Annotated in this window: 26 protein-coding genes and 1 pseudogene; 13 read left to right on the top strand and 14 right to left on the bottom strand. The window is 71.5% G+C overall.

Annotated features, from left to right (window positions below):
- The 3 genes from ABFX46_RS39190 to ABFX46_RS39180 all read left to right on the top strand — a co-directional run.
- Positions 1 to 431 (top strand): P-loop nucleotide/nucleoside kinase family protein (locus ABFX46_RS39190; RefSeq protein ID WP_346049069.1); only part of this gene is annotated, 431 nt, incomplete at its 5' end.
- A gap of 210 nt (positions 432 to 641) precedes the next feature.
- Entirely contained in the window at positions 642 to 1,463 is an 822-nt protein-coding gene (locus ABFX46_RS39185) for a helix-turn-helix domain-containing protein (RefSeq protein ID WP_346049068.1), read from the top strand.
- Between the two features lie 66 nt (positions 1,464 to 1,529).
- Positions 1,530 to 2,111: a dihydrofolate reductase family protein gene (locus ABFX46_RS39180; RefSeq protein WP_346049067.1), complete on the top strand. Its 582-nt coding sequence runs from the start codon at positions 1,530 to 1,532 to the stop codon at positions 2,109 to 2,111.
- A gap of 324 nt (positions 2,112 to 2,435) precedes the next feature.
- Here ABFX46_RS39180 and ABFX46_RS39175 read toward each other — a convergent pair whose 3' ends face one another.
- The 3 genes from ABFX46_RS39175 to ABFX46_RS39165 form a co-directional block, all read right to left on the bottom strand.
- A complete protein-coding gene (locus ABFX46_RS39175) occupies positions 2,436 to 2,999 on the bottom strand; it encodes a DoxX family membrane protein (protein WP_346049066.1) in 564 nt (187 codons plus the stop codon).
- Positions 3,000 to 3,157: 158 nt separating this feature from the next.
- A complete protein-coding gene (locus ABFX46_RS39170; protein ID WP_346049065.1) occupies positions 3,158 to 4,876 on the bottom strand; it encodes a sensor histidine kinase in 1,719 nt (572 codons plus the stop codon).
- Between the two features lie 63 nt (positions 4,877 to 4,939).
- Positions 4,940 to 5,956: an Acg family FMN-binding oxidoreductase gene (locus tag ABFX46_RS39165; protein ID WP_346049064.1), complete on the bottom strand. Its 1,017-nt coding sequence runs from the start codon at positions 5,954 to 5,956 to the stop codon at positions 4,940 to 4,942.
- 192 nt (positions 5,957 to 6,148) lie between these two features.
- On the opposite strand from ABFX46_RS39165, the pseudogene ABFX46_RS39160 reads away from it, so the two are divergent.
- Positions 6,149 to 6,827, top strand: a pseudogene (locus tag ABFX46_RS39160) (response regulator).
- Positions 6,828 to 6,832: 5 nt separating this feature from the next.
- Here the strand turns inward: ABFX46_RS39160 and ABFX46_RS39155 are convergent.
- Genes ABFX46_RS39155 through ABFX46_RS39145 form a run of 3 tightly spaced genes read right to left on the bottom strand, consistent with a single transcriptional unit; the run spans position 6,833 to position 9,071 of the window.
- On the bottom strand, positions 6,833 to 7,699 hold the full coding sequence (locus ABFX46_RS39155) for a universal stress protein (protein ID WP_346049063.1): 867 nt from the start codon (positions 7,697 to 7,699) through the stop codon (positions 6,833 to 6,835).
- Positions 7,696 to 8,193 carry a flavodoxin domain-containing protein gene (locus ABFX46_RS39150; RefSeq protein WP_346049062.1) on the bottom strand — a complete coding sequence of 166 codons (498 nt, stop codon included), beginning with the start codon at positions 8,191 to 8,193 and terminating at the stop codon, positions 7,696 to 7,698. The genes ABFX46_RS39155 and ABFX46_RS39150 overlap by 4 nt, the downstream gene beginning before the upstream one ends.
- Positions 8,190 to 9,071 (bottom strand): universal stress protein, encoded by an 882-nt coding sequence (locus ABFX46_RS39145; RefSeq protein WP_346049061.1) that lies wholly within the window; start codon positions 9,069 to 9,071, stop codon positions 8,190 to 8,192. Before ABFX46_RS39145 ends, ABFX46_RS39150 begins: the two co-directional genes overlap by 4 nt.
- Before the next feature lie 139 nt (positions 9,072 to 9,210).
- Here ABFX46_RS39145 and ABFX46_RS39140 point away from each other — a divergent pair, with 139 nt between their 5' ends.
- Together ABFX46_RS39140 and ABFX46_RS39135 are read left to right on the top strand one after the other, a co-directional pair.
- Positions 9,211 to 9,525 carry an SHOCT domain-containing protein gene (locus ABFX46_RS39140; protein ID WP_346049060.1) on the top strand — a complete coding sequence of 105 codons (315 nt, stop codon included), beginning with the start codon at positions 9,211 to 9,213 and terminating at the stop codon, positions 9,523 to 9,525.
- Positions 9,526 to 9,605: 80 nt separating this feature from the next.
- Positions 9,606 to 10,127 (top strand): CBS domain-containing protein, encoded by a 522-nt coding sequence (locus ABFX46_RS39135; protein ID WP_346049059.1) that lies wholly within the window; start codon positions 9,606 to 9,608, stop codon positions 10,125 to 10,127.
- Positions 10,128 to 10,181: 54 nt separating this feature from the next.
- On the opposite strand, the gene ABFX46_RS39130 is transcribed toward ABFX46_RS39135, so the two are convergent.
- Entirely contained in the window at positions 10,182 to 11,069 is an 888-nt protein-coding gene (locus tag ABFX46_RS39130; protein ID WP_346049058.1) for a universal stress protein, read from the bottom strand.
- Positions 11,070 to 11,255: 186 nt separating this feature from the next.
- On the opposite strand from ABFX46_RS39130, the gene ABFX46_RS39125 reads away from it, so the two are divergent.
- The 3 genes from ABFX46_RS39125 (at position 11,256) to ABFX46_RS43665 (ending at position 14,978) form a co-directional block, all read left to right on the top strand.
- Positions 11,256 to 13,673 carry a glycoside hydrolase family 65 protein gene (locus ABFX46_RS39125; protein WP_346049057.1) on the top strand — a complete coding sequence of 806 codons (2,418 nt, stop codon included), beginning with the start codon at positions 11,256 to 11,258 and terminating at the stop codon, positions 13,671 to 13,673.
- A gap of 182 nt (positions 13,674 to 13,855) precedes the next feature.
- Positions 13,856 to 14,272, top strand: a complete 417-nt coding sequence (locus ABFX46_RS39120; protein WP_346049056.1) for an Hsp20/alpha crystallin family protein — start codon at positions 13,856 to 13,858, stop codon at positions 14,270 to 14,272.
- A gap of 40 nt (positions 14,273 to 14,312) precedes the next feature.
- Complete coding sequence (locus ABFX46_RS43665) at positions 14,313 to 14,978, top strand: universal stress protein (protein ID WP_428831363.1); 666 nt, start codon at positions 14,313 to 14,315, stop codon at positions 14,976 to 14,978.
- A 112-nt stretch (positions 14,979 to 15,090) separates the two neighbouring features.
- Here ABFX46_RS43665 and ABFX46_RS39115 read toward each other — a convergent pair whose 3' ends face one another.
- The 5 genes from ABFX46_RS39115 to ABFX46_RS39095 all read right to left on the bottom strand — a co-directional run bounded on the left by ABFX46_RS39115 (position 15,091) and on the right by ABFX46_RS39095 (position 18,670).
- On the bottom strand, positions 15,091 to 15,951 hold the full coding sequence (locus ABFX46_RS39115; protein WP_346049055.1) for a universal stress protein: 861 nt from the start codon (positions 15,949 to 15,951) through the stop codon (positions 15,091 to 15,093).
- 57 nt (positions 15,952 to 16,008) lie between these two features.
- Entirely contained in the window at positions 16,009 to 16,842 is an 834-nt protein-coding gene (locus ABFX46_RS39110; RefSeq protein ID WP_346049054.1) for a universal stress protein, read from the bottom strand.
- A gap of 128 nt (positions 16,843 to 16,970) precedes the next feature.
- Positions 16,971 to 18,011 carry a zinc-dependent alcohol dehydrogenase family protein gene (locus ABFX46_RS39105; RefSeq protein WP_346049053.1) on the bottom strand — a complete coding sequence of 347 codons (1,041 nt, stop codon included), beginning with the start codon at positions 18,009 to 18,011 and terminating at the stop codon, positions 16,971 to 16,973.
- Positions 18,012 to 18,286: 275 nt separating this feature from the next.
- Positions 18,287 to 18,421, bottom strand: a complete 135-nt coding sequence (locus ABFX46_RS39100; protein WP_346049070.1) for a DUF3140 domain-containing protein — start codon at positions 18,419 to 18,421, stop codon at positions 18,287 to 18,289.
- A gap of 12 nt (positions 18,422 to 18,433) precedes the next feature.
- Complete coding sequence (locus ABFX46_RS39095) at positions 18,434 to 18,670, bottom strand: hypervirulence associated TUDOR domain-containing protein (RefSeq protein WP_346049052.1); 237 nt, start codon at positions 18,668 to 18,670, stop codon at positions 18,434 to 18,436.
- 180 nt (positions 18,671 to 18,850) lie between these two features.
- On the opposite strand from ABFX46_RS39095, the gene ABFX46_RS39090 reads away from it, so the two are divergent.
- Entirely contained in the window at positions 18,851 to 20,413 is a 1,563-nt protein-coding gene (locus tag ABFX46_RS39090; protein ID WP_346049051.1) for an SDR family oxidoreductase, read from the top strand.
- Positions 20,414 to 20,450: 37 nt separating this feature from the next.
- On the opposite strand, the gene ABFX46_RS39085 is transcribed toward ABFX46_RS39090, so the two are convergent.
- Together ABFX46_RS39085 and ABFX46_RS39080 are read right to left on the bottom strand one after the other, a co-directional pair.
- A complete protein-coding gene (locus tag ABFX46_RS39085) occupies positions 20,451 to 21,602 on the bottom strand; it encodes a cobalamin B12-binding domain-containing protein (protein ID WP_346049050.1) in 1,152 nt (383 codons plus the stop codon).
- Entirely contained in the window at positions 21,599 to 23,278 is a 1,680-nt protein-coding gene (locus ABFX46_RS39080; RefSeq protein WP_346049049.1) for a SpoIIE family protein phosphatase, read from the bottom strand. The genes ABFX46_RS39085 and ABFX46_RS39080 overlap by 4 nt, the downstream gene beginning before the upstream one ends.
- 550 nt (positions 23,279 to 23,828) lie before the next feature.
- Between ABFX46_RS39080 and ABFX46_RS39075 the strand changes: the two genes are divergently transcribed.
- Genes ABFX46_RS39075 through ABFX46_RS39065 form a run of 3 tightly spaced genes read left to right on the top strand, consistent with a single transcriptional unit; the run spans position 23,829 to position 24,986 of the window.
- Positions 23,829 to 24,371, top strand: coding sequence for a GAF domain-containing protein (locus tag ABFX46_RS39075; protein WP_346049048.1), 543 nt, complete (start codon positions 23,829 to 23,831; stop codon positions 24,369 to 24,371).
- A gap of 49 nt (positions 24,372 to 24,420) precedes the next feature.
- Positions 24,421 to 24,651, top strand: a complete 231-nt coding sequence (locus ABFX46_RS39070) for a hypothetical protein (protein WP_346049047.1) — start codon at positions 24,421 to 24,423, stop codon at positions 24,649 to 24,651.
- A 41-nt stretch (positions 24,652 to 24,692) separates the two neighbouring features.
- Positions 24,693 to 24,986, top strand: a complete 294-nt coding sequence (locus ABFX46_RS39065) for an STAS domain-containing protein (RefSeq protein ID WP_346049046.1) — start codon at positions 24,693 to 24,695, stop codon at positions 24,984 to 24,986.
- The last annotated feature ends 2 nt before the right edge of the window (positions 24,987 to 24,988 follow it).

Below are 24,988 nucleotides of genomic sequence, written 5' to 3'. Positions count from 1 at the left end.
TCGCCGGACTCGCCCCCCTCGACTCCGCCGCAGCCCCCTACGGCACCGGCCTCTACGCCCCGGAATGGAACCACCGCACCTACCGGGAGCTCGCCGACCGCGCCACCAAACTGCTCCGGCTCGGCGAAACCGTCATCCTGGACGCGTCATGGACGTCGAAGCAGCAGCGCGACCTCCTCGCCCTGGTCGCCGAGCACGAACACGCGCACCTGACGTCCCTGCGCTGCGAGGCCCCGCAATCCCTCACCGCAGAGCGGATCCGCACCCGCACACAAGGCGCCTCCGACGCCGACACCACCATCGCCACCGCCATGCACGCACACGCGGCACCATGGCCCGAATCGACCCCGATCAACACCAGCGGCACACTGACCAACGCCGTCGAACAAGCCCTCAACACCCTCCAGCCCCACGGCCCCGAACACAAATAGCATCGGCCCGTTCTCCTTCTCCGGCTGAGCGAACACAGAACCATGGTGGGGACGCGAAGCAACGCCTTTGCCCGCGCGGCGTGTCACCCCGCTCGCGCGGCTCACCAGCGCGTTGAGAACGCCTCAACACCGGCTCTTCACAATGTGGGGTGTAGTCGGGGCCCGAAATCCGCCGTCGGCGATGATGTGGGCGTGGAATATGTGTCCAGAGTGCCGCGTCCGCCGCTGGACGGGCTGATCGATGACCTCTACTACCTGGAGGGCGCCCCGCCGTACTCCCGGTTGACGCTGCCGGCGGCGCCGGCGCCGTTGCTCATCGTCAATCTCGGGGCGTCGTTCCTCATCCGCACCGGTACCGCCGACAAGGCGGCGGAGTACGCCGACGGTTGCGTGGTCACCGCGCCCACCCGCGCGTGGGAGTTCGGCTACCCAGCCCGGACCCGGTCCGTCGGCGTGCACTTCAAGCCGTGGGGGCTGGCGCCGTTCCTGCCGATGCCGGCGGCTGAGTTGTGCGGCCGGCCGACGACGGTGGAGCAGACCTGGGGTCGATCCGCGATTGCTGAGCTGCGTGACCGGCTGACCCTGGCGGACGCACCGCACGAGATGCTGATGCTGCTCGAGAAGTGGCTGATGCGGCGGCTGCGCGAGATCGACGGTCTGGAACTGGTCCGCCAAACGAGCAGCGTCATCGCGGCGACCAGCGGGGCGGTGGCGATCCGCGACCTCGGCGTGGCGGCCGGTGTCAGCAGCACCCACTTGGCAAAGCGGTTCAAGGAGGTCATCGGCGTCACGCCGAAGCGGCTGGCGCGCAGCCACCGATTCACCGCCACCACGTTGGCGATCGACTTCGCTGGATCGATCGACTGGGGCGACATCGCCGCCGGCGCAGGCTACTTCGACCAGGCCCACTTCGGTCACGAGTTCCGCGAGTTCACCGGGCTGACGCCGACCCGGTACGCCGAAGTCCGGCAGCGATTCCTGCGCGATCATTCCGGCCACGTGCTGGACGGCTGGCCGCTGCCGGCCGATTGATTTCTTACAAGAGCGACAGCCCACGACACGCCAAACTTGGAGCACCCCAAAGCGGAGGAGGAAGCCGTGGGCAAGGTGGTCATGTACGCCTCGGTGTCGGTGGACGGCTTCATCGCGGCCGAGAACGACGACCCCGGTCCGTTGTTCGAGTGGTTGTCCAGCGGTGACGTGCTGTTGGACGACAGCGGCCTGTTGAAGGTGTCGCAGACGTCCTACGACTACATCCGGCCGTACTGGGACCAGATCGGGGTGACAATCGCCGGCCGTCACGTCTTCGACATGACCGAGGGCTGGGACGGGACGCCTCCGAGCGGGATCGACCACGTGGTCGTCGTGACCCACCGGGGTACGCCCGAGGGCTGGGAGGCCGAGGCGCCGTTTCACTTCGTCAACGGCATTGAGGCGGCCGTGGCCAGAGCGCGGGAGCTTGCGGGTGACCGCAGTGTCGAGGTCGCCGCCGGCGACGTCGGCGGGCAGGTGCTCGCCGCAGGACTAGTCGACGAGGTGCGCATGGACGTTGCGCCCGTCGTGTTCGGGTCCGGCAAGCGCTACTTCGGCTCCGTCGACGCACAGCACCTGTTGGAGGATCCGGACGTGGTGATTCAAGGCAACCGGGTGCTTCACCTGCGCTATCGGGTGCGACGTTGACCGATCTGGGTGGGCCGTGCGGTACTGGCGTGCCGGGCCGTCGAGCCGGACCAGTGGTGCCGTCGCTGTGGTTGCGAAGGCGTACCGAGCGACACTGTGATCCCAAACCCGGATCAAGCAGCTCCTCCTGGCGGATACCTCGTTGTCGGCGGTCTCAGCCACCGTGGGCCTTATCGCGATGCTCACCCGGGTAGGCAGCATCCGCGTCCGCCAGTGCGCGGTGCCGGCCACGCTCGGCATCGCTCCGGTGATGGTGTGTCCGGATGTGATGACGCACGACAGGACGCCCGCCGCGGGGCGGGCGTCCTTGGTGATCGCTATTGGTCACTTGAGGAACGGGAGCCTTTCGACCAGGCGGGTCTTGCCCCACCAGTGGCCGAGGCCCAGGGTGTCGCCGGCGCTGACCAGGGCGAGCCCGACGATCAGGAGCGCGTAGATGATGTGGTCGTCCATGAACAGGTTGTTCTCCGGGGGCAGGACCGCGGTCCACATCAGGACCAGCAGCGCCGCGCCGGCGGCGGCCGCGACCCGCATCCCGATGCCGAGGATCAGCGCGGCGCCGACCCCGGCCAGCCCGATCATGAACAGCCAGTCCGCCCACGCGGCCCCGGCCAGGTCGTTGTAGAACCCCGCGAACGGGCCCTTGGGGGCGTGCGCCAGGAACCCCTCGGTCGGGCTGCCGCCGTCCAGCCAGCCCTTGCCGGCCGGGGTCTCGTGGCCCAGCCCGAACAGCTTGTCCACGAACGCCCACGCGAAGATCCACCCCAGCGCCAGCCGGGCCGCGGCCCAGATGTAGCGGGCGGCGGGCGTCTCGGTCAGCGGCTTGGGGGCCACCACCCGGATCAGGGTGCTGCGTCCCGCGTGCGTCTTGTGCTCGGAGACTGCCATCGCCGTCTCACCTTCCATCACATCGCCGGTTTCTGCACTCCTCACTCAACTCCCCCGCGATGTCCGGCCATAGGACCGTTCGGTCCGTGATCAGGGGGACCAACGTCCCCGCGTCCGGCGGTATCCGGGACTGAAGGTCCTTCGGCGGCGGGCGGTGGTCAGGTTTGCTTGAGGGGGGTCTGCCAGGTGAGGATCGTGCCGCCGTCCGGGCGGGGTGCGGCGGTGAAGGAGCCGCCCAGTTTCTCGGCCCTTTCGGCCATGTTGCGCAGTCCGCTGCGGCGGCCCTGTTCGGGGATGCCGACGCCGTTGTCCTCGACGCGCAGGAGCAGGTCGTCGTTGACGTCGATGGCCACGGTGACCTGGGACGCGTGGGCGTGGCGGGCGACGTTGGACAGGGCCTCGCGGACGACGGCCTGCAGGTGTTCGCCGATGTCGTCGTCGACCGCGGTGTCCAGCAGCCCGTCCAGGCGCACCGACGGAGCGAACCCCAGCTGCTCGGCGGCGGCGTCCACGAGGGCGTGCACGCGGCTGCGCAGGGATTCGGTGTCGGCCGGCGCCTGCAGCGCGAAGATCGTCGAGCGGATCTGGCGCATGGTGTCGTCCAGGTCGTCCACCGCCCGCTGGATCCGGACCCCGACCTCCCGCTTCTGGGTGATCTTGATGGCGGCCATCAGCGTCATCGCCGTGGCGAACAGCCGCTGGATGACGGTGTCGTGCAGGTCCTTGGCGATGCGGTCGCGGTCCTCCAGCAGCACCAGCCGCTCGGCGTCGCGGCGCCGGTCGGCCAGCTCCAGCGCCACCGCCGCCTGGCCCGCGAACGCCTCCAGCAGCCGCTGCGTCCCCTCAGAGAACACCGCGCCGCCCGGTGGATTGACTACGGAGATCACCCCGCGCGCAGCCTCACCGACGCCCAGCGGAACCGCCAGCAGGGGGCCCACCGGCACCTGAGTCGGCACCTGGGCCTCGCGCGCCGCCTTGCCCCCCTCGGTCAACCGCAATGAGACGCCCGCGGTGAACACCGGGCCGGCCACCGAGTGGTCCAGGGGGATCCGCAGGCCCTCCAACTGCTCGCCGCCGTCGCCGTGCGCCGCCTCCACCAGGAATTGCCGCCCGTTCTCGTCGGCCAGCGCCACCGTCGCCAGGCCAGCGTCGGTGATCTCGCGGGCGCGCTGCGCCACCAGCACGGTCACCTCGTGCGGGTCGGTGCCCGACAGCAGTGCCGTGGAGATCTCCGTGGACGCCTCCAGCCAGCGTTCGCGGCGCCGCGTCTCCTCGTACAGCCGGGCGTTCTCGATCGCCACGCCCGCCGCCGTCGCCAGCGCGGTCACCACGATTTCGTCCTCGTCCTCGAACTCCCCGCCGCCGGCCTTCTCGGTCAGGTACAGGTTGCCGAACACCTCGTCGCGCACGAGGACCGGCACGCCCAGGAACGCGTGCATCGGCGGATGATTCTCCGGAAACCCGGCAGAGTCGGGGTGCTCATTGAGGTTCGGCAGCCGGATGGGGTGCGGTTCGCGGATCAGCAGGCCCAGGATGCCGCGCCCGTGCGGCCAATGCCCGATCGCCTCGATCTCGTCCTCGCTCGCCCCCACCGTGATGAACTGGACGAGCCGCTCCCCCTCCTCGGCGATCACGCCGAGAGCCCCGTACCGGGCGTCGACCAGGGTGGTCGCCGCTTCGGTGATCCGCCGCAGCACCGACTCCAGATCCAGCTCGCTGCCGATCGAGACCACGGCCTCCAGCAGCGCGTGCACGCGGTCACGCGTCGCCCGCGCCGCCTCCAGCCGCGACTGCAACTCGGTCAGCAGGTCGTCCAGCTGCAACTGCGGGAGAACGAGCCTCGCCCGATCGTCACCGGCCCGGGGTTCGTTGGCCATGTGTCCAGTATTCCCGGCAACATGGGCAATGTCAGCCCTGGATCTATGACACCGACCACATGGTCATGTCTCTTCGATCACTTCCTCGACCGGGCGGCGGACCGTTCCCAGTTCCTCCCCTGCGGGGGCGCCCAAGCGCAGCAGCATCTGCGGGTGAGCGCCGTTGCAGAAGCGAGTCCTGATGAAGGCACGCAGTTCCGGAACTTCGAGTGCCTGGGTGTGGAAGGCCGCCGCCAGGTCGCGTTCGGTGGCCCTCAGGAGTAGGCGTTGCAGTGCCTGCCCTGTACGCAGCCAGTCGGCGGGCTCATCGCCGGCGGAGACCAGCAGCAACGTCAACCCGGCCAGCGCCTTCCCCTCATCCTGACCGTGCGTGCTCTGTGCACCCCACCCGTGCCCGCGGGCGAAGTCCCGGGCCGGGAAGTGCGGCTTGGTCTGCGGGACCTGCTGCGGGTAGGCGCCCTCCTGAACGCCATCGGCCCGGGACGTCCGGGGCGAGGGCGCCCAGCGGGCGATCTCCGCCGTATGCGCCGGCGTCCGCTGCTGCACGTGCTCGGCCGCCTCGGTCAAAGCCGCCAACGCCTCCTTGACGTGGACGTCCACGGCCTCGACCAGCCGGGCTCCCTCACGCTCGGCGTCATGCCGCATCGCCGACAAAACCCCGGCCGGCACCGGATCGGGACGGAACCCGCCTCGGTGCGTCCGGCGCCGCCGGATCTGCGCATGCTCACGCAGCGTCTGCTGATCCGGCTGCCCTCCCGGCTCAAGGTCGATGTCGGCCAGCAGGTGCGGGCGATCAGGGTCGGGCAGCAGCCGCACGTGCGGCGTGTACCCGAGCGTGCGCAGCGAGGTCTTCAGGTTGTAGAGCGCGGCGCCGCAACTGATCAGCATCTCGCGGCCGTCCGGGTCCGCCACGTCGAGACGGCGGTCGATGTCGGCGCTCAGGCTGATCCGGGCCCCGTGCAGGCCGAACCGCCATGGCTGGGTGTTGTGCACCGAAGGGGCCCACACCGCGTCCTCGACAGCCGTGCGGGCATCGGCCGAGACCTGCTCGGACGGACTTACCGCGTTGCTGTAGTGCATGGTCACTCCCTTCAAGGTCCCTTCGAGATCTGCTGTCTCCATTCATGCCCCGAGACTCGGGGAACTCCCCAGGGACGAAGGTCCGCTATGGCAGGGGTCTCCGTACTGACCGGTGCTCCCCGTGCTCCCGGCGACGATCCTCACCGACCGGGTAACGTCCGAGCATTGCGGGAAAGATAGGAGAATGCTGCAGTGACCAGTCCGAGCCGTGAAGTCACCGGACCCATCCGGGTGTTCCTGCTGGACGACCACGAGGTCGTCCGGCGCGGAGTGGCCGCACTGCTGTCGGCCGAGGACGACATCGAGATCGTCGGGGAGGCCGGCACCGCCGAGCACGCGCTGGCCCGCATCCCCGCCGCCCGCCCCGACGTGGCGGTGCTGGACGTCCGGCTGCCCGACGGCGACGGGGTGAGCGTCTGCCGCGAGCTCCGCTCCCAGATGCCCGACCTGGCCTGCCTGATGCTGACCTCCTTCGACGACGAGGACGCCCTGTTCGAGGCCGTGATGGCCGGAGCGGCCGGGTACGTCCTCAAGCAGATCCACGGCTCGGACCTGGTCGGCGCCGTCCGCACCGTCGCCACCGGCCAGTCCCTGCTCGACCCCCGCTCCACCGCCCGCATGCTGCAGCGCCTGCGCGACCGGCAGGAGAGACAGAACCCCCTCCAGTACCTGACCGAGCGAGAGCGCCAGATCTTCGACCTCATCGGCGAGGGCCTGACGAACCAGCAGATCGGCGAGCGCCTACCTCGCCGAGAAGACCGTCAAGAACAACATCTCCAACATCTTCGCCAAGCTCGGCATGAGCCGCCGCACCCAGGCCGCCGCCCTCGCCGCCCGACTCAAGGCCGATCCCAGGAAACGGCACGAGTAGGGAGTTCAGCAACGCCCCGGGACGATGGCGACCGGGCAGTGCGCGCGCAGCAGCATCGCCTGGCCGACCGACCCGAGCAGCAGCCCGGTGAATCCGCCGCGCCCGCGCGATCCCACGACCAGCAGATCGGCGTGCGCGGACGCCTCGGCCAGGACGCGCGCGGCCCTGCCGCGGACGGCCTCGGACACCACCTCCACATCGGGGTACTTCGCCCGCCACCCGGCGAGCGACTCGGCGAGCAGGCGCCGCTCGTCGGCGGCGAGGATCTCGCGGTCGTAGACCAGCGGGAGCATGTCGCCGGGGCCGGCGGAGACGGGATGCGTCCAGGCCAGCAGGGCCCGCAGCCGGACCCCGCGCACGGCCGCCTCCTCGAAGGCGAAACCGATCGCGTCGGCTCCGGCCGGCGACCCGTCGACGCCGACCGCGATCTCGCCGTGCCCGGACGTCCCGGCGCCCCGGACGATCACCGCCGGGCAGGGCGCGTGCGCGGCGACCTGCATCGCCACCGATCCCAGCACGAGCCCGGTGAGACCGCCCGCGCCGCGCGGGCCGGTCACCAGCATGAGCGCGTCCCGGGTCCGCTCGATGAGCACCTTGGCGGGCTGCCCGCCGGTCTGCTCCCCCGTCACCTCAAGGCCGGGCACCCGCTCACGGGCGCGGGCCGCACCGGCGTCGACGATGGCCTGCCCGTCGCGCAGCATTTGCTTCCTGACCTGCGCCGCTTCCGGGTCGTCCGGGACGTCGAACAGCCACGGGGCGACGACGTACACCACGTGCAGCGACGCGCCCCTGCGGGCGGCCTCGGCGGCGGCCCAGTCGACCGCGAGCAGGCTCGGCTCCGAACCGTCCACGCCGACGATGATTCTGCTCATGCGGTGACCCTCCGCAGCTCGCGGGCGATGCCGGCGGCCCACGCGGCCACCCGCTCGCGGTCCCGGTAGTCGCCGCTCATCCGCTTGGCGATCTTGGACGCCATGAAGCCCTTGGCGTCGGGGGCCAGGCGTCCGCCGAAGGTGGCGTGGCCGCGGGCGTGCACCCGGCCGGCGGCCTTGGCGACGCCCGCAACGGGCTCGATCACCCGCTCCCGCGCGGTGTCGTCCAGCGGTCCGCTGCTGAACAGCCACACCGGCCGGTGCGCCAGCGCGTCGGAGTGATGCCGGACGAAGCGGCGCGCCTCCCGGTGCCAGCGCCCCTCGTACAGCGCGCCGCCGACCACGGCGGCGTCGTACCCGTCCAGGTCCTGGACCTCCCCGGCGGGACGCACATCGGCCTCCACACCCGCCTGGCGCAGCGCTGCGCCGATCCAGTCGGCGATCTCTGCGGTCCCTCCGCGTTCGGAGGCGTACGCCACCAGTACTCGGATCATGACGACTCCTCGAAGTTCGGGTCGCGCTCGTGGACGACCGCGATGGGGCTCTGCGCCTCGTGCAGCACGGCGCGGGTGACCGCGCCGAGCAGGGTTCTGGGGGAGGATCCGATCCCGCGGTCGCCGACCACGAGCAGCAGCGCGTCCCGGGCGTTGTCGGCCAGGACGCGCTGGGCGTGTTCCATGACGAACCGGCGTTCCACGGCGACATCGGGATAGTCGGCCAGGCACGGCTCCACCGCGGCGGCGAACCGCGCCTTGGCCTGCTTCTTGATGGCTTCGGGGTCGGTGAACGGCAGCCGCTCGGGGCCGGGCAGCGCGGCAGGATCCCACCACGCGCACACCAACGTGACCGTGGCCTCACGGAGCCTGGCCTCCTCCAGGGCGAACCGCAGCGCGGCCTCACTCGCCGGCGAACCGTCGATGCCCACGACGATCCGCGCGCTCCGCCGCTGTTCATCGGCGGGCACCACGACTACGGGTCGATCTGCATGCGCCGGAACATGCAGGGCCGTGGAGCCGATCGGCAGCTTGTCGAAGCCGCCCGCCCCTCGCGCACCGATCACGATCAGCGCCGCGTCCGCCGAGGCCTCCAGGAGCGCCCCGGGCGGCGTGCCCTTCACCAGCAGCGGCCGGACGTCCAGGCCCGGAGCGATCTGGCAGGCGAGCCGGACCCCCTCATCAAGGGCCAGGGCACCCATGCCCTGGACGATCTCCAGCGCGTCCTGGTCCCGCGGAGTCAGCGGATAAGGCCACGTCCAGGCGTGGCAGACCAGCAGGGGCACCCCCCGCAGGGACGCCTCAACAGCCGCCCAGCGCACTGCCCGTTCGGCCGCCGGCGAGGCATCGAACCCCACCAGAACAGCACGTCCGTCCATCAAGGTCACCTCCTGGCTTTCAAGCCTCACCGATCCGAGGCGCCGGATTCAGGGGCATGGGTCCGCCGATGCGCAGGACCTTCGGCCCTGGGTGTACCCGGGCCAGGACCACAGGCTGGAGGCAGAAGGAGGTACGGTCATGAACATCGGATACGCCCTCGTGGCCGCCGCCCCCGGCGACGGCTGGGGACACATGGGAAACGGCGGCTGGTCCGGCTGGATGTGGCTGTGGGGAACGGCGATGGTCCTGTTCTGGGTCATCGTGATCGGCGCGACGGCATGGCTGGTCGCCCGCGCCGCGGCACCGCACCGCACCCCCACGCCGAGCCCTAGGACGGCGCGGCTGGAGCACGCCCGCGAGATCCTCGCCGAGCGCTACGCACGCGGCGAGATCGACACCGATGAGTACGAGGAACGGCTGGCCAAGCTGCGCGGCCCCAACGTCCGCGTCTGACCTCTGCCGTCCCAGCAGAGACCCGACGCAGAGATCCGACGCGCAAGCTCGACAAGGTCGAGATCACCGGGAGGAAGAGCATGCCCGCGTACCCACCGCTGGAACAGCGCCCCGCCGACGATGTGATGACCCGGGACCTGCTCACCATCGCCGCGAGCGAGTCGGTGCTGATGGCCTGGGAGCTGATGTGCAAGGCCGAGGTGCATCATCTGCCCGTCACCGATGACGAGGGCGGCTTCCTCGGCGTCCTCGACGCCCAGACGCTCACCTCAGCATGGAACGCCGCCGTCCCGCGGCATGCCCGCCAGCCCGTAACGAGCCTCCTGCCGTCCCGGCCGCCCATGACGGTGCGGCCCTCGGCCACCATCCGTGAGGCGGCACGCGCCATGCTCGAATCCAGCACCGACTACGTGCCGGTCACCAACGATCACGGCAGGCTGGTGGGCCTGATCACCGCCCGAGACCTCCTCGGCGCACTCGCCGGACTCGAACGCGACATCGCCCCACCCAGAGGCGGCATGCCGTCCCTCTACCGCATCGAACCGATACTGCCGAGTACCCCACCGGCCCACCCGGGCCACAGCACCTTGCCACCCGACTGAGCGAACCGTCGGCCCCCGGGCCCTGCGTCCGTGACCCGGGGCTTGGCTACGTGGTCAGGTAGCACGCGGCGTGACCTGCCGCAGCTGCGGGACGATCGCCACCGCGCACGGAGCATGGTGCAGCATGGTCGAACTCGTCGCACCGAGCAGCAGCGGATCCAGGCTTCCGGTGCCGCGATCGCCCACCACCAGCAGATCGGCGTCCGCGGACGCCGCCAGCAGGGCCTCGCGTGGACGCTCCAGGTGCAGTGACACCTGCACGCCGACCATCGGGTAGCGCTGCTTCCACGGCTGAACGGCCTTGTCCAGCATGGCGGCGCGCGTCTCGAAGAGCTTGTTCTTGTCTGTGAACAGGCGTAGCTCGTGCTCGGGGACGGCGCCAGGTTCCCAGGCGCCGTAGACCACGCGCAGGTCAGAGCCGCGGAGGGCGGCCTCTTCCATCGCGAAGCCGAGTGCCGCGTCCGCGCCGGCTGATCCGTCGACGCCGGCCACGATGAGCCCGCGCCGTCCACCGCCGTCGCGGACGGCGATCACCGGACGGCGCGTCCGCGCCGGCAACTGCACCGCCGTCGACCCCTCGAGCAGTTGATACCGCTCGTGGGAGCCCACGATGATCAGCTCCGCGTCATCGGACTCGTGCACGAGCGTCTCGGTGACGGGTTCGCGTCTGAGCAGCGTGGAGACCGTGCCGCCCGCTCCCATGCCGCGAGCCCGCCGGGCGCCCTCGCGCAGCAGGTTCTCACCGGCTCGCTGGACGATCGCCTCGACGCCGGCGTCGACGTACCCCGGTGGATAGGGCCAATGCCAGCAATGGCACACGATCAAGTCGAGTTCACGCAGCCGGGATTCCTCAACCGCCCAACGCAGCGCGGCCTCGTTCTCCTCGGTCCCGTCGTAGCCGAACAGGATGTTCGGCCGCTGCTTCCGTGTCAGGGCAACCATCGGGCCGTCCCCCTTCCTCGACCCATGTGTTCACTCTCAGTGTCGGCAGGGCCGCGCGCGTCCTGCAGGGGCCGAAGGTCCCATGTCCGGCAGGTCGTCCGGCACTGCCCGGCCCCACCGGTCGGTGAGAACTTGGCGGTGCCGGGAATGCCCTGCGGACGGCCCTGGAAACTACGAGGGGACACCATGGAGCGGTGGATCCTGTCCTATGACGACTACGCCCCTGAAGCCGAGGGGCTGCGAGAAGCCCTGTGCACCTTGGGCAACGGCTACTTCGCCACCCGGGGCGCCGCCGCCGAGTCGTCCGCCGACGGTGTCCACTATCCGGGGACCTACATCGCAGGCTGCTACGACCGGCTGCCGGCCGAGATGGACGGACGGCACACCGACAACGCCGACCTGGTCAACATGCCGAACTGGCTGCCGCTGACCTTCCGCGCCGCCGGCGGCGCCTGGTTCGACCCGGACCGCGCCCAGTGCGAGGGGCGCCTGCTGTCGTATCGGCAGGAGCTCGATCTGCGCCGCGGCGTGCTGACTCGCCTGGTCCGGGTGCGCGACGCGCAAGGGCGGACGACACGGGTGGCCCAGCGCCGGATCGTGTCGATGGACGATCCCCACCTGGCCGCGCTGGAGACCACGATCGTGGCCGAGGACTGGAGCGGCCCGATCGAGATCACCTCGGCGGTGGACGGACGCGTCGTCAACTCCGGAGTGGAGCGGTACCGGAACCTGCCCAACGCGCACCTGACGCACGAGAAGAGCCCGCAGCCGAGTGATCCAGAGCTGCTCCTGCTGCGCGCTTCGACCGTTTCATCCAAGATCGGTGTCGCCGTGGCGGCCCGAACCCGCGTCCGCCCGCCGGTCGAGCGGAGCCATCGCGCCGAGGACGGCTGGGCGGGCCACGACCTCACCGTGGACGCCGGCGAGGGCGTGCCCGTCACGGTCGAGAAGGTCGCCGCCGTGTTCACCTCCCGCGACCGCGGCATCGAGGAGCACGGCCGGGCGGCCCTGGCGGCCGCCGCCGGCGCGGGCAGCTTCGACGCCCTGTTGGAGAGGCACACACTGGCGTGGTCCCGGCTGTGGCGGCGCTGCCAGCTGAGCGTCGACCAGATCGAGGTGCAGCGCGTGCTGAACCTGCACATCTTCCATCTGCTGCAGACGGTGTCGGAGCACAGCGTCGACCTGGACGTCGGCGTCCCCGCCCGCGGCCTGCACGGCGAGGCCTACCGCGGCCACGTCTTCTGGGACGAGCTGTTCATCCTGCCGTTCCTGACCATGCGGTTCCCCGAGATCGCCCGCGCGCTGCTGATGTACCGGTGGCGGCGCCTGCCCGCGGCGCGCCGCGCGGCGGCCGATGCCGGGCACAGCGGCGCGATGTACCCGTGGCAGAGTGCGGCCGACGGAGGTGAGGAGACTCAGCGCATCCACCTCAACCCGCGTTCGGGCCGGTGGCTGCCCGACCACTCCCACCTACAGCGCCACGTCGGGCTGACCATCGCCCACAACGTGTGGCGCTACTACGAGGCGACCGGGGACACCGGGTTCCTCGCCGAGTACGGCACCGAGACCATGCTGGAGATCGCCCGGTTCTTCGCCGACCTGGCCGCCTACGACCGCTCCACCGACCGGTACCAGATCCGCGGCGTCATGGGCCCCGACGAGTACCACGACGCCTATCCCGGACGCGACGAGCCCGGCCTGGACGACAACGCCTACACCAACGTCCTCACCGTCTGGGTGCTGCGCCGGGCCCTCGACGCGCTCGCCCTGCTGCCCGAAGACCGCCGCGTGGAACTGCGGGAACGCCTCGCTCTGACCCGCGAGGAGATCACCCGGTTCGAGGACGTCGCGCGCAAGATGTACGTCCCGTTCCACGACGGCGTGATCAGCCAGTTCGGCGGCTACGCCGACCTGGCCGAACTCGACTGGGCCGGCTACCGGGAGCGGTACGGCGACATCCGCAGGCTGGACCGCATCCTCGAAGCCGAAGGCGACTCCACCAACCGTTACAAGGCCTCCAAGCAGGCCGATGTGCTCATGCTCTTCTACGTCCTGTCCCCCGGCGAACTCGACGACATCCTGCGCGGCCTCGGCTACGAGCACGGCCCCGCACTGGCCGCCAGGACCATCGCCTACTACTTGCCGCGCACCTGCGACGGTTCCACGCTCAGCTCACTGGTGCACGCCTGGATCCTCGCCCGCACCGACGGGGACCAGGCCTGGCGGATCTTTCTGGAATCGCTGTTCAGCGACATCACCGACGCCCAGCACGGCACCACCCCCGAAGGCGTCCACCTGGGCGCGATGGCGGGCACCGTCGACCTCGTCCAGCGCTGCCACGCCGGGATCACCACCTGCGGCGGCGCCCTGCATCTGGAGCCGCGGCTGCCCTCGGCGATCGGCGAACTCCGCCTCGGCCTCCGCTACCGGGGCCACTGGGGCATCGACCTGACCTGCCGGCAGGACTCGGTCCGCGTGACACTCCGGCCCGGCGCCGCCTCCCCCATCCGCATCCGTTACGCGGACCAGGACATCCAAATCCCCCCGGGCGCATCGTGGGAGAGCCCCCTCCTGCACGGCAGGACGACACCACTCGGCGCCTGATCCCGCAGGGATCGACACGGGATGACTTTGGTCCCGGCCGCGGGTGACTCATGGCCGTATGGACGATCCGCTTCCGGCGGAAACATGAAGGTGCATCCCACCGATGAGGAGCGGAAGCATCCGGATGCCGACCATGCCCCTCACCCGTGGGTGTCGCTCAGATCCGAGCCGAGGGAGGCACCATGAGCGCACTGGAGCGGCGCGAAACGCGCGGCATCTTCCCCGAACTGTTCGACTGGATCGAGTCGCCGTTCACCGTGTTCCGCACCGGGACCGGCCAGGCCATGCGGGTCGAGAACTACATCGACGAGGGCGACCACGTCATCCGCGCCGAGCTGCCCGGTATCGACCCTGACAAGGACGTCGAGATCACCGTCACCGGAGGCGTCCTGCGCATCCACGCCGAGCGCCACGAGGAGAAGAAGGAGGGCCACCGGTCGGAGTTCCACTACGGCTCCTTCATCCGGTCCTTCACCCTCCCGGCCGCCACCGAGATCGACGCCATCAAGGCGTCCTACGACAAGGGCATCCTCACCGTCCGCGTGCCGATGCCCAAGGCCGCCAAGGCCGAGGCCAAGCGGATCACCGTCGAGAAGTGAGACCGGCAGGCGGAGGGCATCGCACCGAGGACTCGGTTCGATGCCCTCCGTCCCCGTTCGCGCTCGAAGTGAGATGAGGACGATGGCGCATTTCTCCGGCCCTCACCTGATCCTGGTAGGGGTGGACGGATCGGCGGCGTCGCTTGAGGCGTTGCGTTGGGCCGCCGCCGAGGCGGAACTTCGGCATGCCGAGATCGTGGCCGTCCGTTCGTGGCGGGCACGGCGCGATTGGATGGCGCCCTACGCGGGGGCGGCTCGACTTCCTGCACCCGACCGGGAATACGAACAGGCGCGGTGCGCCCTTGCAGCCGACGTTGCCGCAGTTCTCGGGCACGCGCCTCGGGTCCCGGTTCGTCAAGAACTGGCCGTCGGCGAGCCCGCGCGCGCCCTCCTCGATCGCGCTGCGGGGGCGGACCTGCTCGTTCTGGGCGGCCACCGCTGGGACTCTGCCGAAACCGACGTCATCGGGCCGGTCCGGGCTGCCTGCCTGCGCCACGCCCCCTGCCCCGTCGTGTTCGTCGCCCCCAGCGCCGGCCAAGACCGCGCCCGGGCGAAGATCTGGCATCACCCGCAGGAGGGACGAACGGTATCTGACCCCATGGCATTGGCCTCCGCCGTCGGTCCCGGCGAAGGTGGAGCACGGTGCCATGAAGGACACCAGGATGGGGACGAAAGACCACCCGCGATCCACGGGCCGCGGCCTTGACGAGGACGGCCCCGGCGCTGCTCAGGACATACGCTCCCACTGAACAAGCGTGTCCAGCGGGTTTCTGCCGGTTTAGGCCGGAGCACCGGCCCTAGCCAGCGGCGCGTCGGCTTCACACCCCGGTGGGACAGGGGACGACCGCGACCGGGCAGTGTGCGTGGTGGATGAGCGCGTGCGTCACCGCGTGGCTGCGCGCCGCCGGCAGGCCCGTGCGCGAGTGTGTGCCGGCGATCACCAGGTCGACGTCGCGGGACGCGGTGACGAGGGCGGCGGCGGGGTTGTCCTGGACGATGTCCTCGACGACGTCCACGCGCGGGTGGCGCTTGCGGATCGGGGCGTGCGCCTCGATGACGCGCCACCGTGCCCGCTCCTCGATGCGTCTCAGGTCGGCTCCCGCTCCGGGCTCGTCCAGCGCTTCGGGGAATGGCCAGGCGTGCACGACCCGCAGTCTGGCGTTGCGTGCCGCGGCGGCCCGGAAGGCGTACTCCAGGGCCGCGGAATCGTCTCCGAGGCCGATGCCCACGGCGATCTCGCCTCGTTCGGCCGCCGGCTCGCCGCGTACGAGGACCACCGGGGACGCGGCGTTCCGGACGACTCCGAGCCCGACCGATCCCAGCAGGAGCCCGGCGAACCCGCCGAGGCCGCGGTGCCCCACCACCAGCTCGAACGACTCCCTGGAGTGCTCGGCCAGCACCTGGACGGTCCGTCCGGACGCCAGTTCGACGCTCACCTGCACCTCGGGCCGGCGGGCGTGGGCGATGCGCTCGGCGCCCGCGAGCACCTCGCTGCCCGTGCGGGACAGCGAGCCCGCCTCACCGGGCGCGAGGGTCAGCGGCACGTCGAACGGCCATTTCTCAATGGCGTGGACGATTCTCAGGTCGCTCCTGTACCGGGCCGCCTCATCGGCCGCCCAGGCCACCGCGTGCTCGGACGGCGCCGAGCCGTCGGCGCCGACGACGATCGGATTGGACATGATCAACGCCTCCTTTTCGCTCCTTCAACGGCTGACTTGCACAGACCCGTGACGACCTCAGCCACGGTCGGGCACGACGACGACAGGGCACCGCGCGTGATGCAGCACCGTGTGATTGATCCGGCCGAGCACCATCCCGGCCAGGGGCGCGCGCCGGCGGCGGGCGCCGACCACGACCAGAGCCGCATTCTCCGACGCCTCCACCAGCGCCTGCGCGGGTGTCCGGTCAGAGATCAGCCAGTCGACCACGACATCGGGGTACCGCTCCCGATAGCCGGCCAGGGACTCCGACAGCTCCAGGTCCTCGATCACCCGGCGGCGCGGGGAGAACTCCCCGCCCACCGCATGCAGGGCCAGCACCCTTGCAATGCGGAACGCAGCTTCCTTGAACGCCCACTCGATGGAGGAGCGCTCGTCGTCCAGCCCCTCGATCCCGATCACGATCTCCGCCGGCGCGTCGGACGGGTACGGGGCCGACCGCGACACCACCAGCACCGGGCAGCGGGCGTGCGCGGCGGTGTACAGGCCGACCGAGCCGAACAGCAGGCCCTCGAAGCCGCCCTGCCCGCGCGATCCGACCGTCACCAGGTCGGCGTGCTCGCTCTCCTCCACCAGCGTCCGGCCCGGGTCGGCCGACACCAGCCGCGTCTCGACGTCGAGCCCCGGATGGAGTTTCAGCGCGTACTGGCGGCCCTCGGCGAGCAGATCCTCGCGTTCGGCGACCAGCCGACGCAGTGCATCCTGCGGGATCATCCCCTCGTCCAGGAAGGCACGCGAGGCATGTACCAGAAGCAGCGGGAGATGACGACGGTGGGCGCGGTCGGCCGCCCAGTCCAGTGCGCGCCACGCATGCGCGGAGCCATCGATTCCCACGACGATCGGAGCCGGCATCCGTCCTCCTTCCTGAACCATCCGTTCACATTCATTGGCCCACTCCCAGCCCAGCAACCGTCCTCGTCCGGAGGCGGAGGCGGGGAGCTGCGGCCACCACGGGGATGGCCGCAGGTTCCATCGCTGGGTCAGCGGGTCAGGACGACCTTGAGCGCGCCGGTGTCGGCGGCGTCGCCGAAGACGTCGTAGGCCTTGCTGAACTCCTCCATCGGGAAGCGGTGGGTGATGAACCGCCCGGCGTCGAGCTGCCCGCCGGCGACCAGCCGCAGCAGGGTGGGCGTTGAGGAGGTGTCCACCAGCCCCGTGGTGATCGTGATGCCGCGGATCCACTGCTCTTCCAGATGCAGCGTGGCCGGGCCGCCGTGCACGCCGATGTTGGCGATCCGCCCGCCCGGCCGGGCCAGCGCCACCGCCGCCTCGAAGGTCGCGGGCACCCCGACGGCCTCGATCGCCACGTCCGCGCCCAGCCCGCCCGTCAGCTCCCGGACGGCCGCGAGCGGATCCTGCCGGGAGTTGTCGACCGTCACATCGGCGCCGAACCGCTCGGCCGCCTCCAGACGGCTGTCGGCCAGATCGATCGCGATGACCCGGCTGGGGCTGAACAGCCGCGCCCCCATGATCGCCGCCAACCCGATCGGGCCCGCGCCCACGACCGCGACGACATCGCCCGGACGGACCGCGCCGTTGAGGACACCGACCTCGTACCCGGTCGGCAGGATGTCGGCCAGCATCAGCACGTCCTGAGCGGGCACACCGTCCGGCAGCGGGTGCACGGAGGTGTCGGCGAACGGCACCCGCACGTACTCCGCCTGCGTCCCGTCGATCGTGTGCCCGAGGATCCACCCGCCACCGCCCACGCACAGCCCGTAGCGGCCCTCCCGGCAGAACCGGCAGGTCCCGCACGCGGTGATGCACGACACCAGCACCTGATCGCCCGCCTTGACCGTCCGCACACCCGCGCCGACCGCCTCGACCGTCCCGACCGCCTCATGCCCCAGGATCCGGCCGTCGGTCACCGCCGGGACATCGCCCTTGAGAATGTGCAGATCCGTCCCGCAGATGGTCACCGCGTCGACGCGCACGATCGCATCGCCGTCCTCGACGATCCGCGGCTCGGGCACTTCCTCCCACGCCTTGCTCCCAGGACCGTGGTACACCAACGCTCGCATGACGCACCTCCTCCATCGATTCGGCTGAGGTCTTCAGAGTCGAACCCGCCCGCACGGCACCAGCAGAGCCCAACGTCCCGCGACACCGGCGCTAACGTCCCTGCCCGGCCATCGCAACTGGGCGAACGGGACTCCCCCGAGACGAACTGCTTCAAAACTGACGCATGAGTGAACCCCGTCCTCCGACGAAACGAGAGCTGCGCGGCCGAACGGCCATGGGACCGATCAAGGACCGCGGAGCAGGTCCGGCAGTTCGGTCCCTCCTCCTGCGGCGACTACTTGAGCGGGTCGTGGCCCCAGTTCATCAGTGAGTAGCGCCACTTGCTGTCCCGGACGTCGCCGGACGGGCGCTGGGCCAGGTGGCGGTGGACGTAGCCGACCACCTTGTTCATGTGCGCGTAGTCCTCGATGGTCGTCGGCGCTCATTTCGGCCCCTTCCGTCTCTTGTGCAGCGCCGAGCCTTTATGCACCGCCTTCTTTCCGCTCTTCTCGCTGCGGACGGCGTACTGCGGTTCCTCGGGCGAAGCCGCCACGGTACGGCCCGCCTCCTCGCGCCGATCGGTGATCTTCTTCTCCACCTCTCCCTCGGCCGTGGAGCCGTGGCTGCGCCACGTGACCTTGTCACCGACGTCGGGATCGTCGTCACGCTTGCCGTTCATGCGCCTGGCGGTACCCGCCGCGCGGCCGGGCAGTCCCCGCAGAGCACAGGGTGGACGAGGGGTTGCCAGGTCTTCGGCAACTGATGGCGCATCGCGGACATCGACCACGGCAAAGTCCAGGTCAGCGTGCGCTTGTGTCCGCCGGAGCCCGGGTAGGCAGCGTCCGACCGAGGGGGGAGCATGACCAACGGCGGCGACGCGCCGGCCGTGCCGGGACGCGCGCGGGCCGCGGACGATCGGAAGTCGTGCCTGGTGACGGGAGCCGGCGGCTACATCGGAGGGCGGCTGGTCCCCGAACTCCTGGACGCCGGCCACCGGGTGCGGTGCATGGCCCGTTCGGCGCGGCGGCTGCGCGATCACCCCTGGGCCGGACGAGTGGAGATCGCGGAGGCCGATGCCGCCGATCCGGAGGCCACCCGGCGCGCACTGGACGGCGTCGACGTCGCCTACTACCTGATCCACGCGATCGGCGGCGCGGGCGGCTTCGCCGAGAACGACCGCCGGGCGGCCCTCACGTTCGCCGAGGCGGCGCGGGATGCGGGAGTGCGGCGGCTGGTCTACCTCGGCGGCATGGACCCCGAGGAGGAACTGTCCCCGCATCTCCAGTCCCGCGCCGAGGTCGGCAGGATCATGCTCGGCAGCGGGGTGCCGGCGGTGTGGCTGCGCGCCGCGGTGATCATCGGCTCGGGTTCGGCGTCGTTCGAGATGCTCCGCCACCTCACCGAGCGGCTCCCGGTGATGGTCACGCCGCGGTGGGTGCGCACACGGATCCAGCCCATCGCGATCCGGGACGTCCTGCACTACCTGGTGGCGTCCGCGGACCTGCCCGCCGAGGTGAGCCGCGGCTTCGACATCGGCGGGCCGGACGTGCTCACCTACGCCGGCATGATGCGCCGGTACGCCGCCGTGGCCGGGCTCAACCGGCGCGTCATCATCCCGGTCCCGCTGCTGAGCCCGTCCCTGTCGAGCCTGTGGGTGGGGGCCATCACCCCGGTGCCCAGCGGCCTCGCGCGCCCGCTGGTGGAGTCGCTGCGCAACGAGGTCGTGTGCACCGAGAACGACATCAGCCGGTACGTCCCGGCACCGCCGGACGGGCCGACCGGCTTCGACCGCTCGGTCCAGCTCGCACTGCGCCGCGTCCGCGATGCGGAGGTCGCCACGCGCTGGTCGTCGGCCGGCACCCCCGGGGCCCCGAGCGACCCGCTGCCGACGGACCCGGACTGGGCCGGCGGCAGCCTCTACACCGACGAACGATCGTGCCGGGCGGACGCTCCGCCGGGGCGGCTGTGGGACGTCGTCGAAGGGATCGGCGGGGAGCGCGGCTGGTACTCCTTCCCGATCGCCTGGCGGGCGCGCGGCGTCATCGACCGGCTCGTGGGCGGCGTCGGGCTGCGGCGCGGACGCCGGGACCCGCGCCGTCTGCGCATCGGGGAAGCGGTGGACTTCTGGCGCGTCGAGGAGATCGAACCGGGCCGGCTGCTGCGGCTGCGGGCCGAGATGCGGCTGCCCGGCCTGGCCTGGCTCGAACTGAGGGTGAGCGGCGAGGACGGCCGCAGCCTGCTGGAGCAGCGGGCGCTCTTCCATCCGCGCGGGCTGGCGGGCCATGCCTACTGGTGGGCGTTCCGGCCCTTCCACGACCGCGTCTTCGGAGGCATGTGCCGGGGCATCACCCGCGCCGCCGAGGCCGGCCGGACGGATCGAGCGAGCCCGCGCCCCGCCTCCGAAACGGGCGCGGAGAGATGACGCTGCGAGCCGGTCAGCGCCTCACGCGCGCCGCGCGTCACTGCTGCGGAAGCTCCTGGTCGCGCCCTTCGCGCACCGCCGCCGCCTCGCCGGTCAGATGGTGCATCGTCCCCGTCAGGTTCAGAAGCCGATCGAGCGCACGGGACAGCAGATCCGTGGTGCGGGGATAGTCGGCGAGCTGCTCCGCCAGCAGGTCCAGGGCGGGCCGCAGGCTGTGAGCGGGCACGTCGCGGGCGGTCAGGATGCCTGCGATCCAGCCGGCGAATCCGGTGAACAGCTCCGGGTCGTCCACGTAGAGGGCGGCACCGAGGAAGTCGACGATGTGGGCGATGTCCTCGGCGGTGTGGCGCCGCTGCCGGTCGGTGTAGTCCGCCATCGCCGGGAAGCGGGACTCCAGTCCGGCCAGCACGTGGCGCACCAGCCCCGGCGCCGTCCGCGTGATGTGCGCGTACTCCTGGTCGGCGAGGTGCGGAAGGTCGTCGACGGCCTGGTGGACGGGCGGCGGCTTGGGGAGCGGCCCCCCGGCCAGCCGGCCGGCGGCGGCGCGGGCGTCGGGGGCCCAGGCGTCCGCGCCGAGCAGGGCGGCGTACCGGCCGCCCGGCCCGTACGCGGCGCCGCCGACCATGACCGGGGTCCCGGTCGCCTGGCAGGCGGTGATGGCGGCGTGCGCGGCCGGGAGGCGGGTGGCGATCGAGGACGACAGCGCCACCACCGCCGGGTTCGTGCGGTGCACGTGCGAGATCAGGTGCGGCGTCGGCACCTGGGCGCCGAGGTAGTCGACCTGCCAGCCGCGCAGCCGCAGCACCTCGGCGAGGATCCGGGCGGGCAGCGCGTGCCACTCGCCGTCGATGCACGCCACCGCCACCCGTCCGCGGGGTGCCGCGCGATGGCGCTCCATGGCACCGCGGACGGCCGGATGGTGCGCCAGCGTCCCGATCACCCGCTCGTTGATCGCGGTGGCGGTGTGCTCCTGGACGACGGTGAGCCGGTTCGCCGCCCACTCGCGTCCCACCCCGGCCTGGATCGGTGCGATGACGTCCAGCAGCAGGGCCTCCGGGTCGGTCCCCTCGTCCAGGGCGGCCGTCGCCGCGTCGGCGGCGGCGTACTCGTCGCCGCCGACGGCCGCGTCCCAGAGCTCTCTCGTCCGCGCGTCGAGCCCGGCGGGCGGCTGTTCCGCGGCGGGGGTCACGCGGTGAACCTCCCCGGCCCCTGGCCCCCGACCGCACTGAGGTGGTGGCGCCGCGGCGCGGTGATGGCGATCACGGCCATGTCGTCGTGCCTCCCGGCGCCCACCCATTCGGCGGCGAGCATGTGCACCCGTTCGACCAGCGCCTCCGGGGGCATTCCGCCGCAGCCTCGCAGTTCGGCGCGCAGGCGCTCGTCGCCGAACATCTCGTCGCCCAGCGGGCCGCCGACCGCCTCGGTGATGCCGTCGGTGTACAGCAGGCAGGTGTCGCCCGGCTCCAGCAGCACCGTCGCGGTCGTGGACGTGATCTCCTCCAGCACCCCGATCAGCGAGCCGCGCGTGTCGGCGGACTCGACCTCGCCGCCGGCGCGGACGATCAGCGGAGCGCCGTGGCCGGCGCTGGTCAGCCGCAGCCGCACGCGCCCGCCCTCCTGCCGGAGCGAGGCCAGCACGAGGGTGACGAACCGGGTCGAGCCGCTGTTCAGGAGCGTCCCGTTCAGCAGTTCCAGCACGCGCTGGTGGTCTCCGGCCAGCGGGACCAGGGCGCGCAGCGTGTTCCGGATCTTGCCGGTGAGGACCGCGGCCTCCAGCCCCTTGCCGCACACGTCCCCGAGGACCACCAGCGACTCCGGCGCCGCGCCGGGACCGCCGGCCGCCGGATGCAGGTCGTAGAAGTCGCCTCCGACCAGCTCGCCGTCGCCCGAGGGCCGGTACCGGGCCGCCAGTTCCGCCTCGGGCAGCCGCATGGTGCGCGGCGGCAGCAGCTCGCGCATCAGCGTGTCGGTGATGGACGCCTGCTCGGCGTACACGCGGGCGGCCGACATGGCCGCACCGGCTCGCGCCGCGAACAGGCGCGCCACCGTCTCCTCGCCGTCGGAGAACGCGCAGCCTCCGCCCCGCCGGAGCAGTACCAGGGCCCCGGCCGGGACGCCGTGCCCGGGCAGCGCGGTCACCACCATGGCGGTGAGCTCGCCCAGGTCCTCGCGGGCGACCCAGGACGGTGCGGCGGCTGGATCGATCCAGCGCGACGGCACCGGCGGGAACCCCTGCATCGCCTCCGCGAGCCCCGGCACGTCCGCCGGGTCCACGAGCAGTTCCTGGTGCCGGACCTCACCGTCCGGGCCGCAGTAGGAGACGGGATGGGACCGCCCGGATCCGGGGGCGATCACCAACGCGGCATCGGCGAGATGCCGCGCGGCCAGCCGCACGGTCACCTCCATGCACCGTTCCAGGTTCAGCGACGTGAGCAACTGGCCGGACGCGTCGGCCAGGAACGACGTCCGCTCGCGTTCGGCGGCCAGCTCCCGTTCGAGGCGCCGGTTCTCGGTGACGTCGAACAGCCACCAGACCGTCCCGGCGGGGTCTCCGTCCGGCACCGCATGGGCGGCGAAGAAGCGGTCGCCGATCGAGCCGTGCGCGGCCGGCTCCGGCAGGGAGGGGGCGGCCCCAGCGCGGACGGGGGCGGGAGCGGCGGCCAGCGCGCGGTGCGCCTCGGCCAGCCATCCCGGCGCCCGGTCGGTCGGCATCCCACCGGGGATCATGCCGAGCAGTGAGCGGGCCGCGCCGTTGAGTCGTGCCACGGATCCGGTCGCGTCCACGACGAGCACCGGATAAGGGGCGCGGCCCAGCGCCGGGTCGAGAACGTCCTGAGGACCATCTGTGCTTTGGGTGATTTCCATCACTGTGAGAGGCAGCGGCGGACCACGTCCCTTCCTGAGCAAAGCCGCCAAACGAGGAGCCAACCCTCTCACTCCACCTTAACCGCAAAAGGACACTTGCCGGAAGGCAAGGAACCGTCCGACGCCGCACGCGGGGCTCGCGCCCCGCCGCAATCTCGCGGGTTCACCGGGTCTGGACACGGGTTCGCCCAGGCCAGAGGCCATGTCGACGTCACATAAGATTGTTCGCATGGTCTGCGGGTAGAGTTGATGAAACGGGAGGCCGATTACGGCGATGGACGCGGCACGAGGCGAGAATACGACTCTTGAAGAATCGTGACACGACCATTATGGCCGCATTCGGCTCCAGGTCGAGCGCCGGAACTCATGCCTTCTCATCAAGGTGGCCCGCGAAATCGACCATCTCACGGCGCACGTGTTCCGCGACCGCGTGATCTGCCACTGCGGCAGTTCTCGGCGCGTCCCTTGACCGGCGGAGAGCCGGGTAGGGTGAGTCCAGGTTCCGCCCTGTGTCCGCGGATCGGCGCAAATGATCTGCGAGAGGACCCTCGTGGCGATTGACGGCGGCGACCCCGGAGACGGCCGGATGCCGGACCACCCCACCACCGCCGAGACAAGCCGGCGGCTGGCCTCGGCGGCCGGCAGGCTGTCCCGCGCGCTGTGCTCGATGGCGGCGCTCTCGGCGGCGGACGGCGCGGCCCTGATGCTGGCCGGCGAGGCGAACGGGCTGCACGCCGTGGGCGGGTCCACGGCCGACGGACTGGAGCTGGAGTACGCCCAGGAGTTCGAACGGGCCGGCCCCACCCGGGAGTCCGTGGCCGCCGATCATCCCGTGGCGGTGGACGATCTCGCGGACGGGGCCGGCCCGGCGTACGCGCAGCCGGCCCGCCGAGCGGCGCCGGTGCGCGCCGTGCTGTCGGTTCCCGTCCGGCTCGACGGCACCGTCATCGGTGCGCTGGACTTCTACCGGCGCAGGCCCGGCACATGGACGGGCGGGCAGATCGCGCTCGGCGAGCACCTGGCCGACACGGCCGCCGACCTGGTCGCCAGGCTCGCGGCGCACCCAGAAGCGCACGATCACGGTCGGCCGTAGTGCGTCCGTACCCCAGTGACCCCGGGCCGGCCGTCCAAGGATGTGGATCATGATGCATATCGACGTCGAAGCGCTGGGCGCCAGCCTTGAGCGGCTGCGCGGAACCCCGCACGAGACCGACGTCGCGCGGGCCCTGCAGCGCGTGGTCAGCTCGGTGGACCGGCTGTTCGGCTACGACGGGGCCGGCATCATGCTCATCGACCAGAAGGAGCAGCTGCTCTCGATCGTCCCCTTTGCGGACGGGCGCGCCGCGTTCGCTCCACCTCGGTCCGGCCCCTGACCCTGCCCGGTCCCGGAGATCCCCGCGCTCTTGGAGGCTCTGTGACCCCGGCAAACGATCACCCGTCCACCTCGGCATCGCGGCCCGGCGGGCCGGCGGCGTCGACAACCGTCTCCTACGCCGGGGGCGCGTTGCTGGTGGCGGTCGACGTCCGTCCGCACGACTCCACGGCCGAGCTGCGCCTGCGCGGCGAACTCGACGCGGCCGCCTCCGAGGACCTGCGCCGCCACATCGGCGCGGTGATCGACCGGCACGACCCGGACCGGCTGCTGCTCGACCTCTCCGAGGCGGCCGTCCGCCGGCGTCCCCCCGGTTCGCGCCGGCCGCACGCCTGACG

Source organism: Actinomadura chokoriensis, from assembly GCF_039529475.1.
GTDB classification, from domain to species: Bacteria; Actinomycetota; Actinomycetes; order Streptosporangiales; family Streptosporangiaceae; genus Spirillospora; species Spirillospora bangladeshensis.
The sequence above is the reverse complement of the archived record's forward strand: the minus strand, read 5'-3'. Positions and strand labels throughout refer to the sequence as shown.

What these genes read in the sequence shown, in the direction of transcription:
- ABFX46_RS39175 (WP_346049066.1), bottom strand. Translation starts at nt 2,999, where the DNA reads ATGGCAGTCTCCGAGCACAAGACGCACGCGGGACGCAGCACCCTGATC.
- ABFX46_RS39170 (WP_346049065.1), bottom strand. Translation starts at nt 4,876, where the DNA reads ATGGCCAACGAACCCCGGGCCGGTGACGATCGGGCGAGGCTCGTTCTC.
- ABFX46_RS39165 (WP_346049064.1), bottom strand. Translation starts at nt 5,956, where the DNA reads ATGCACTACAGCAACGCGGTAAGTCCGTCCGAGCAGGTCTCGGCCGAT.
- ABFX46_RS39155 (WP_346049063.1), bottom strand. Translation starts at nt 7,699, where the DNA reads ATGAGCAGAATCATCGTCGGCGTGGACGGTTCGGAGCCGAGCCTGCTC.
- ABFX46_RS39150 (WP_346049062.1), bottom strand. Translation starts at nt 8,193, where the DNA reads ATGATCCGAGTACTGGTGGCGTACGCCTCCGAACGCGGAGGGACCGCA.
- ABFX46_RS39145 (WP_346049061.1), bottom strand. Translation starts at nt 9,071, where the DNA reads ATGGACGGACGTGCTGTTCTGGTGGGGTTCGATGCCTCGCCGGCGGCC.
- ABFX46_RS39140 (WP_346049060.1), top strand. Translation starts at nt 9,211, where the DNA reads ATGAACATCGGATACGCCCTCGTGGCCGCCGCCCCCGGCGACGGCTGG.
- ABFX46_RS39135 (WP_346049059.1), top strand. Translation starts at nt 9,606, where the DNA reads ATGCCCGCGTACCCACCGCTGGAACAGCGCCCCGCCGACGATGTGATG.
- ABFX46_RS39130 (WP_346049058.1), bottom strand. Translation starts at nt 11,069, where the DNA reads ATGGTTGCCCTGACACGGAAGCAGCGGCCGAACATCCTGTTCGGCTAC.
- ABFX46_RS39125 (WP_346049057.1), top strand. Translation starts at nt 11,256, where the DNA reads ATGGAGCGGTGGATCCTGTCCTATGACGACTACGCCCCTGAAGCCGAG.
- ABFX46_RS39120 (WP_346049056.1), top strand. Translation starts at nt 13,856, where the DNA reads ATGAGCGCACTGGAGCGGCGCGAAACGCGCGGCATCTTCCCCGAACTG.
- ABFX46_RS43665 (WP_428831363.1), top strand. Translation starts at nt 14,313, where the DNA reads ATGCCCTCCGTCCCCGTTCGCGCTCGAAGTGAGATGAGGACGATGGCG.
- ABFX46_RS39115 (WP_346049055.1), bottom strand. Translation starts at nt 15,951, where the DNA reads ATGTCCAATCCGATCGTCGTCGGCGCCGACGGCTCGGCGCCGTCCGAG.
- ABFX46_RS39110 (WP_346049054.1), bottom strand. Translation starts at nt 16,842, where the DNA reads ATGCCGGCTCCGATCGTCGTGGGAATCGATGGCTCCGCGCATGCGTGG.
- ABFX46_RS39105 (WP_346049053.1), bottom strand. Translation starts at nt 18,011, where the DNA reads ATGCGAGCGTTGGTGTACCACGGTCCTGGGAGCAAGGCGTGGGAGGAA.
- ABFX46_RS39095 (WP_346049052.1), bottom strand. Translation starts at nt 18,670, where the DNA reads ATGAACGGCAAGCGTGACGACGATCCCGACGTCGGTGACAAGGTCACG.
- ABFX46_RS39090 (WP_346049051.1), top strand. Translation starts at nt 18,851, where the DNA reads ATGACCAACGGCGGCGACGCGCCGGCCGTGCCGGGACGCGCGCGGGCC.
- ABFX46_RS39080 (WP_346049049.1), bottom strand. Translation starts at nt 23,278, where the DNA reads ATGGAAATCACCCAAAGCACAGATGGTCCTCAGGACGTTCTCGACCCG.
- ABFX46_RS39070 (WP_346049047.1), top strand. Translation starts at nt 24,421, where the DNA reads ATGATGCATATCGACGTCGAAGCGCTGGGCGCCAGCCTTGAGCGGCTG.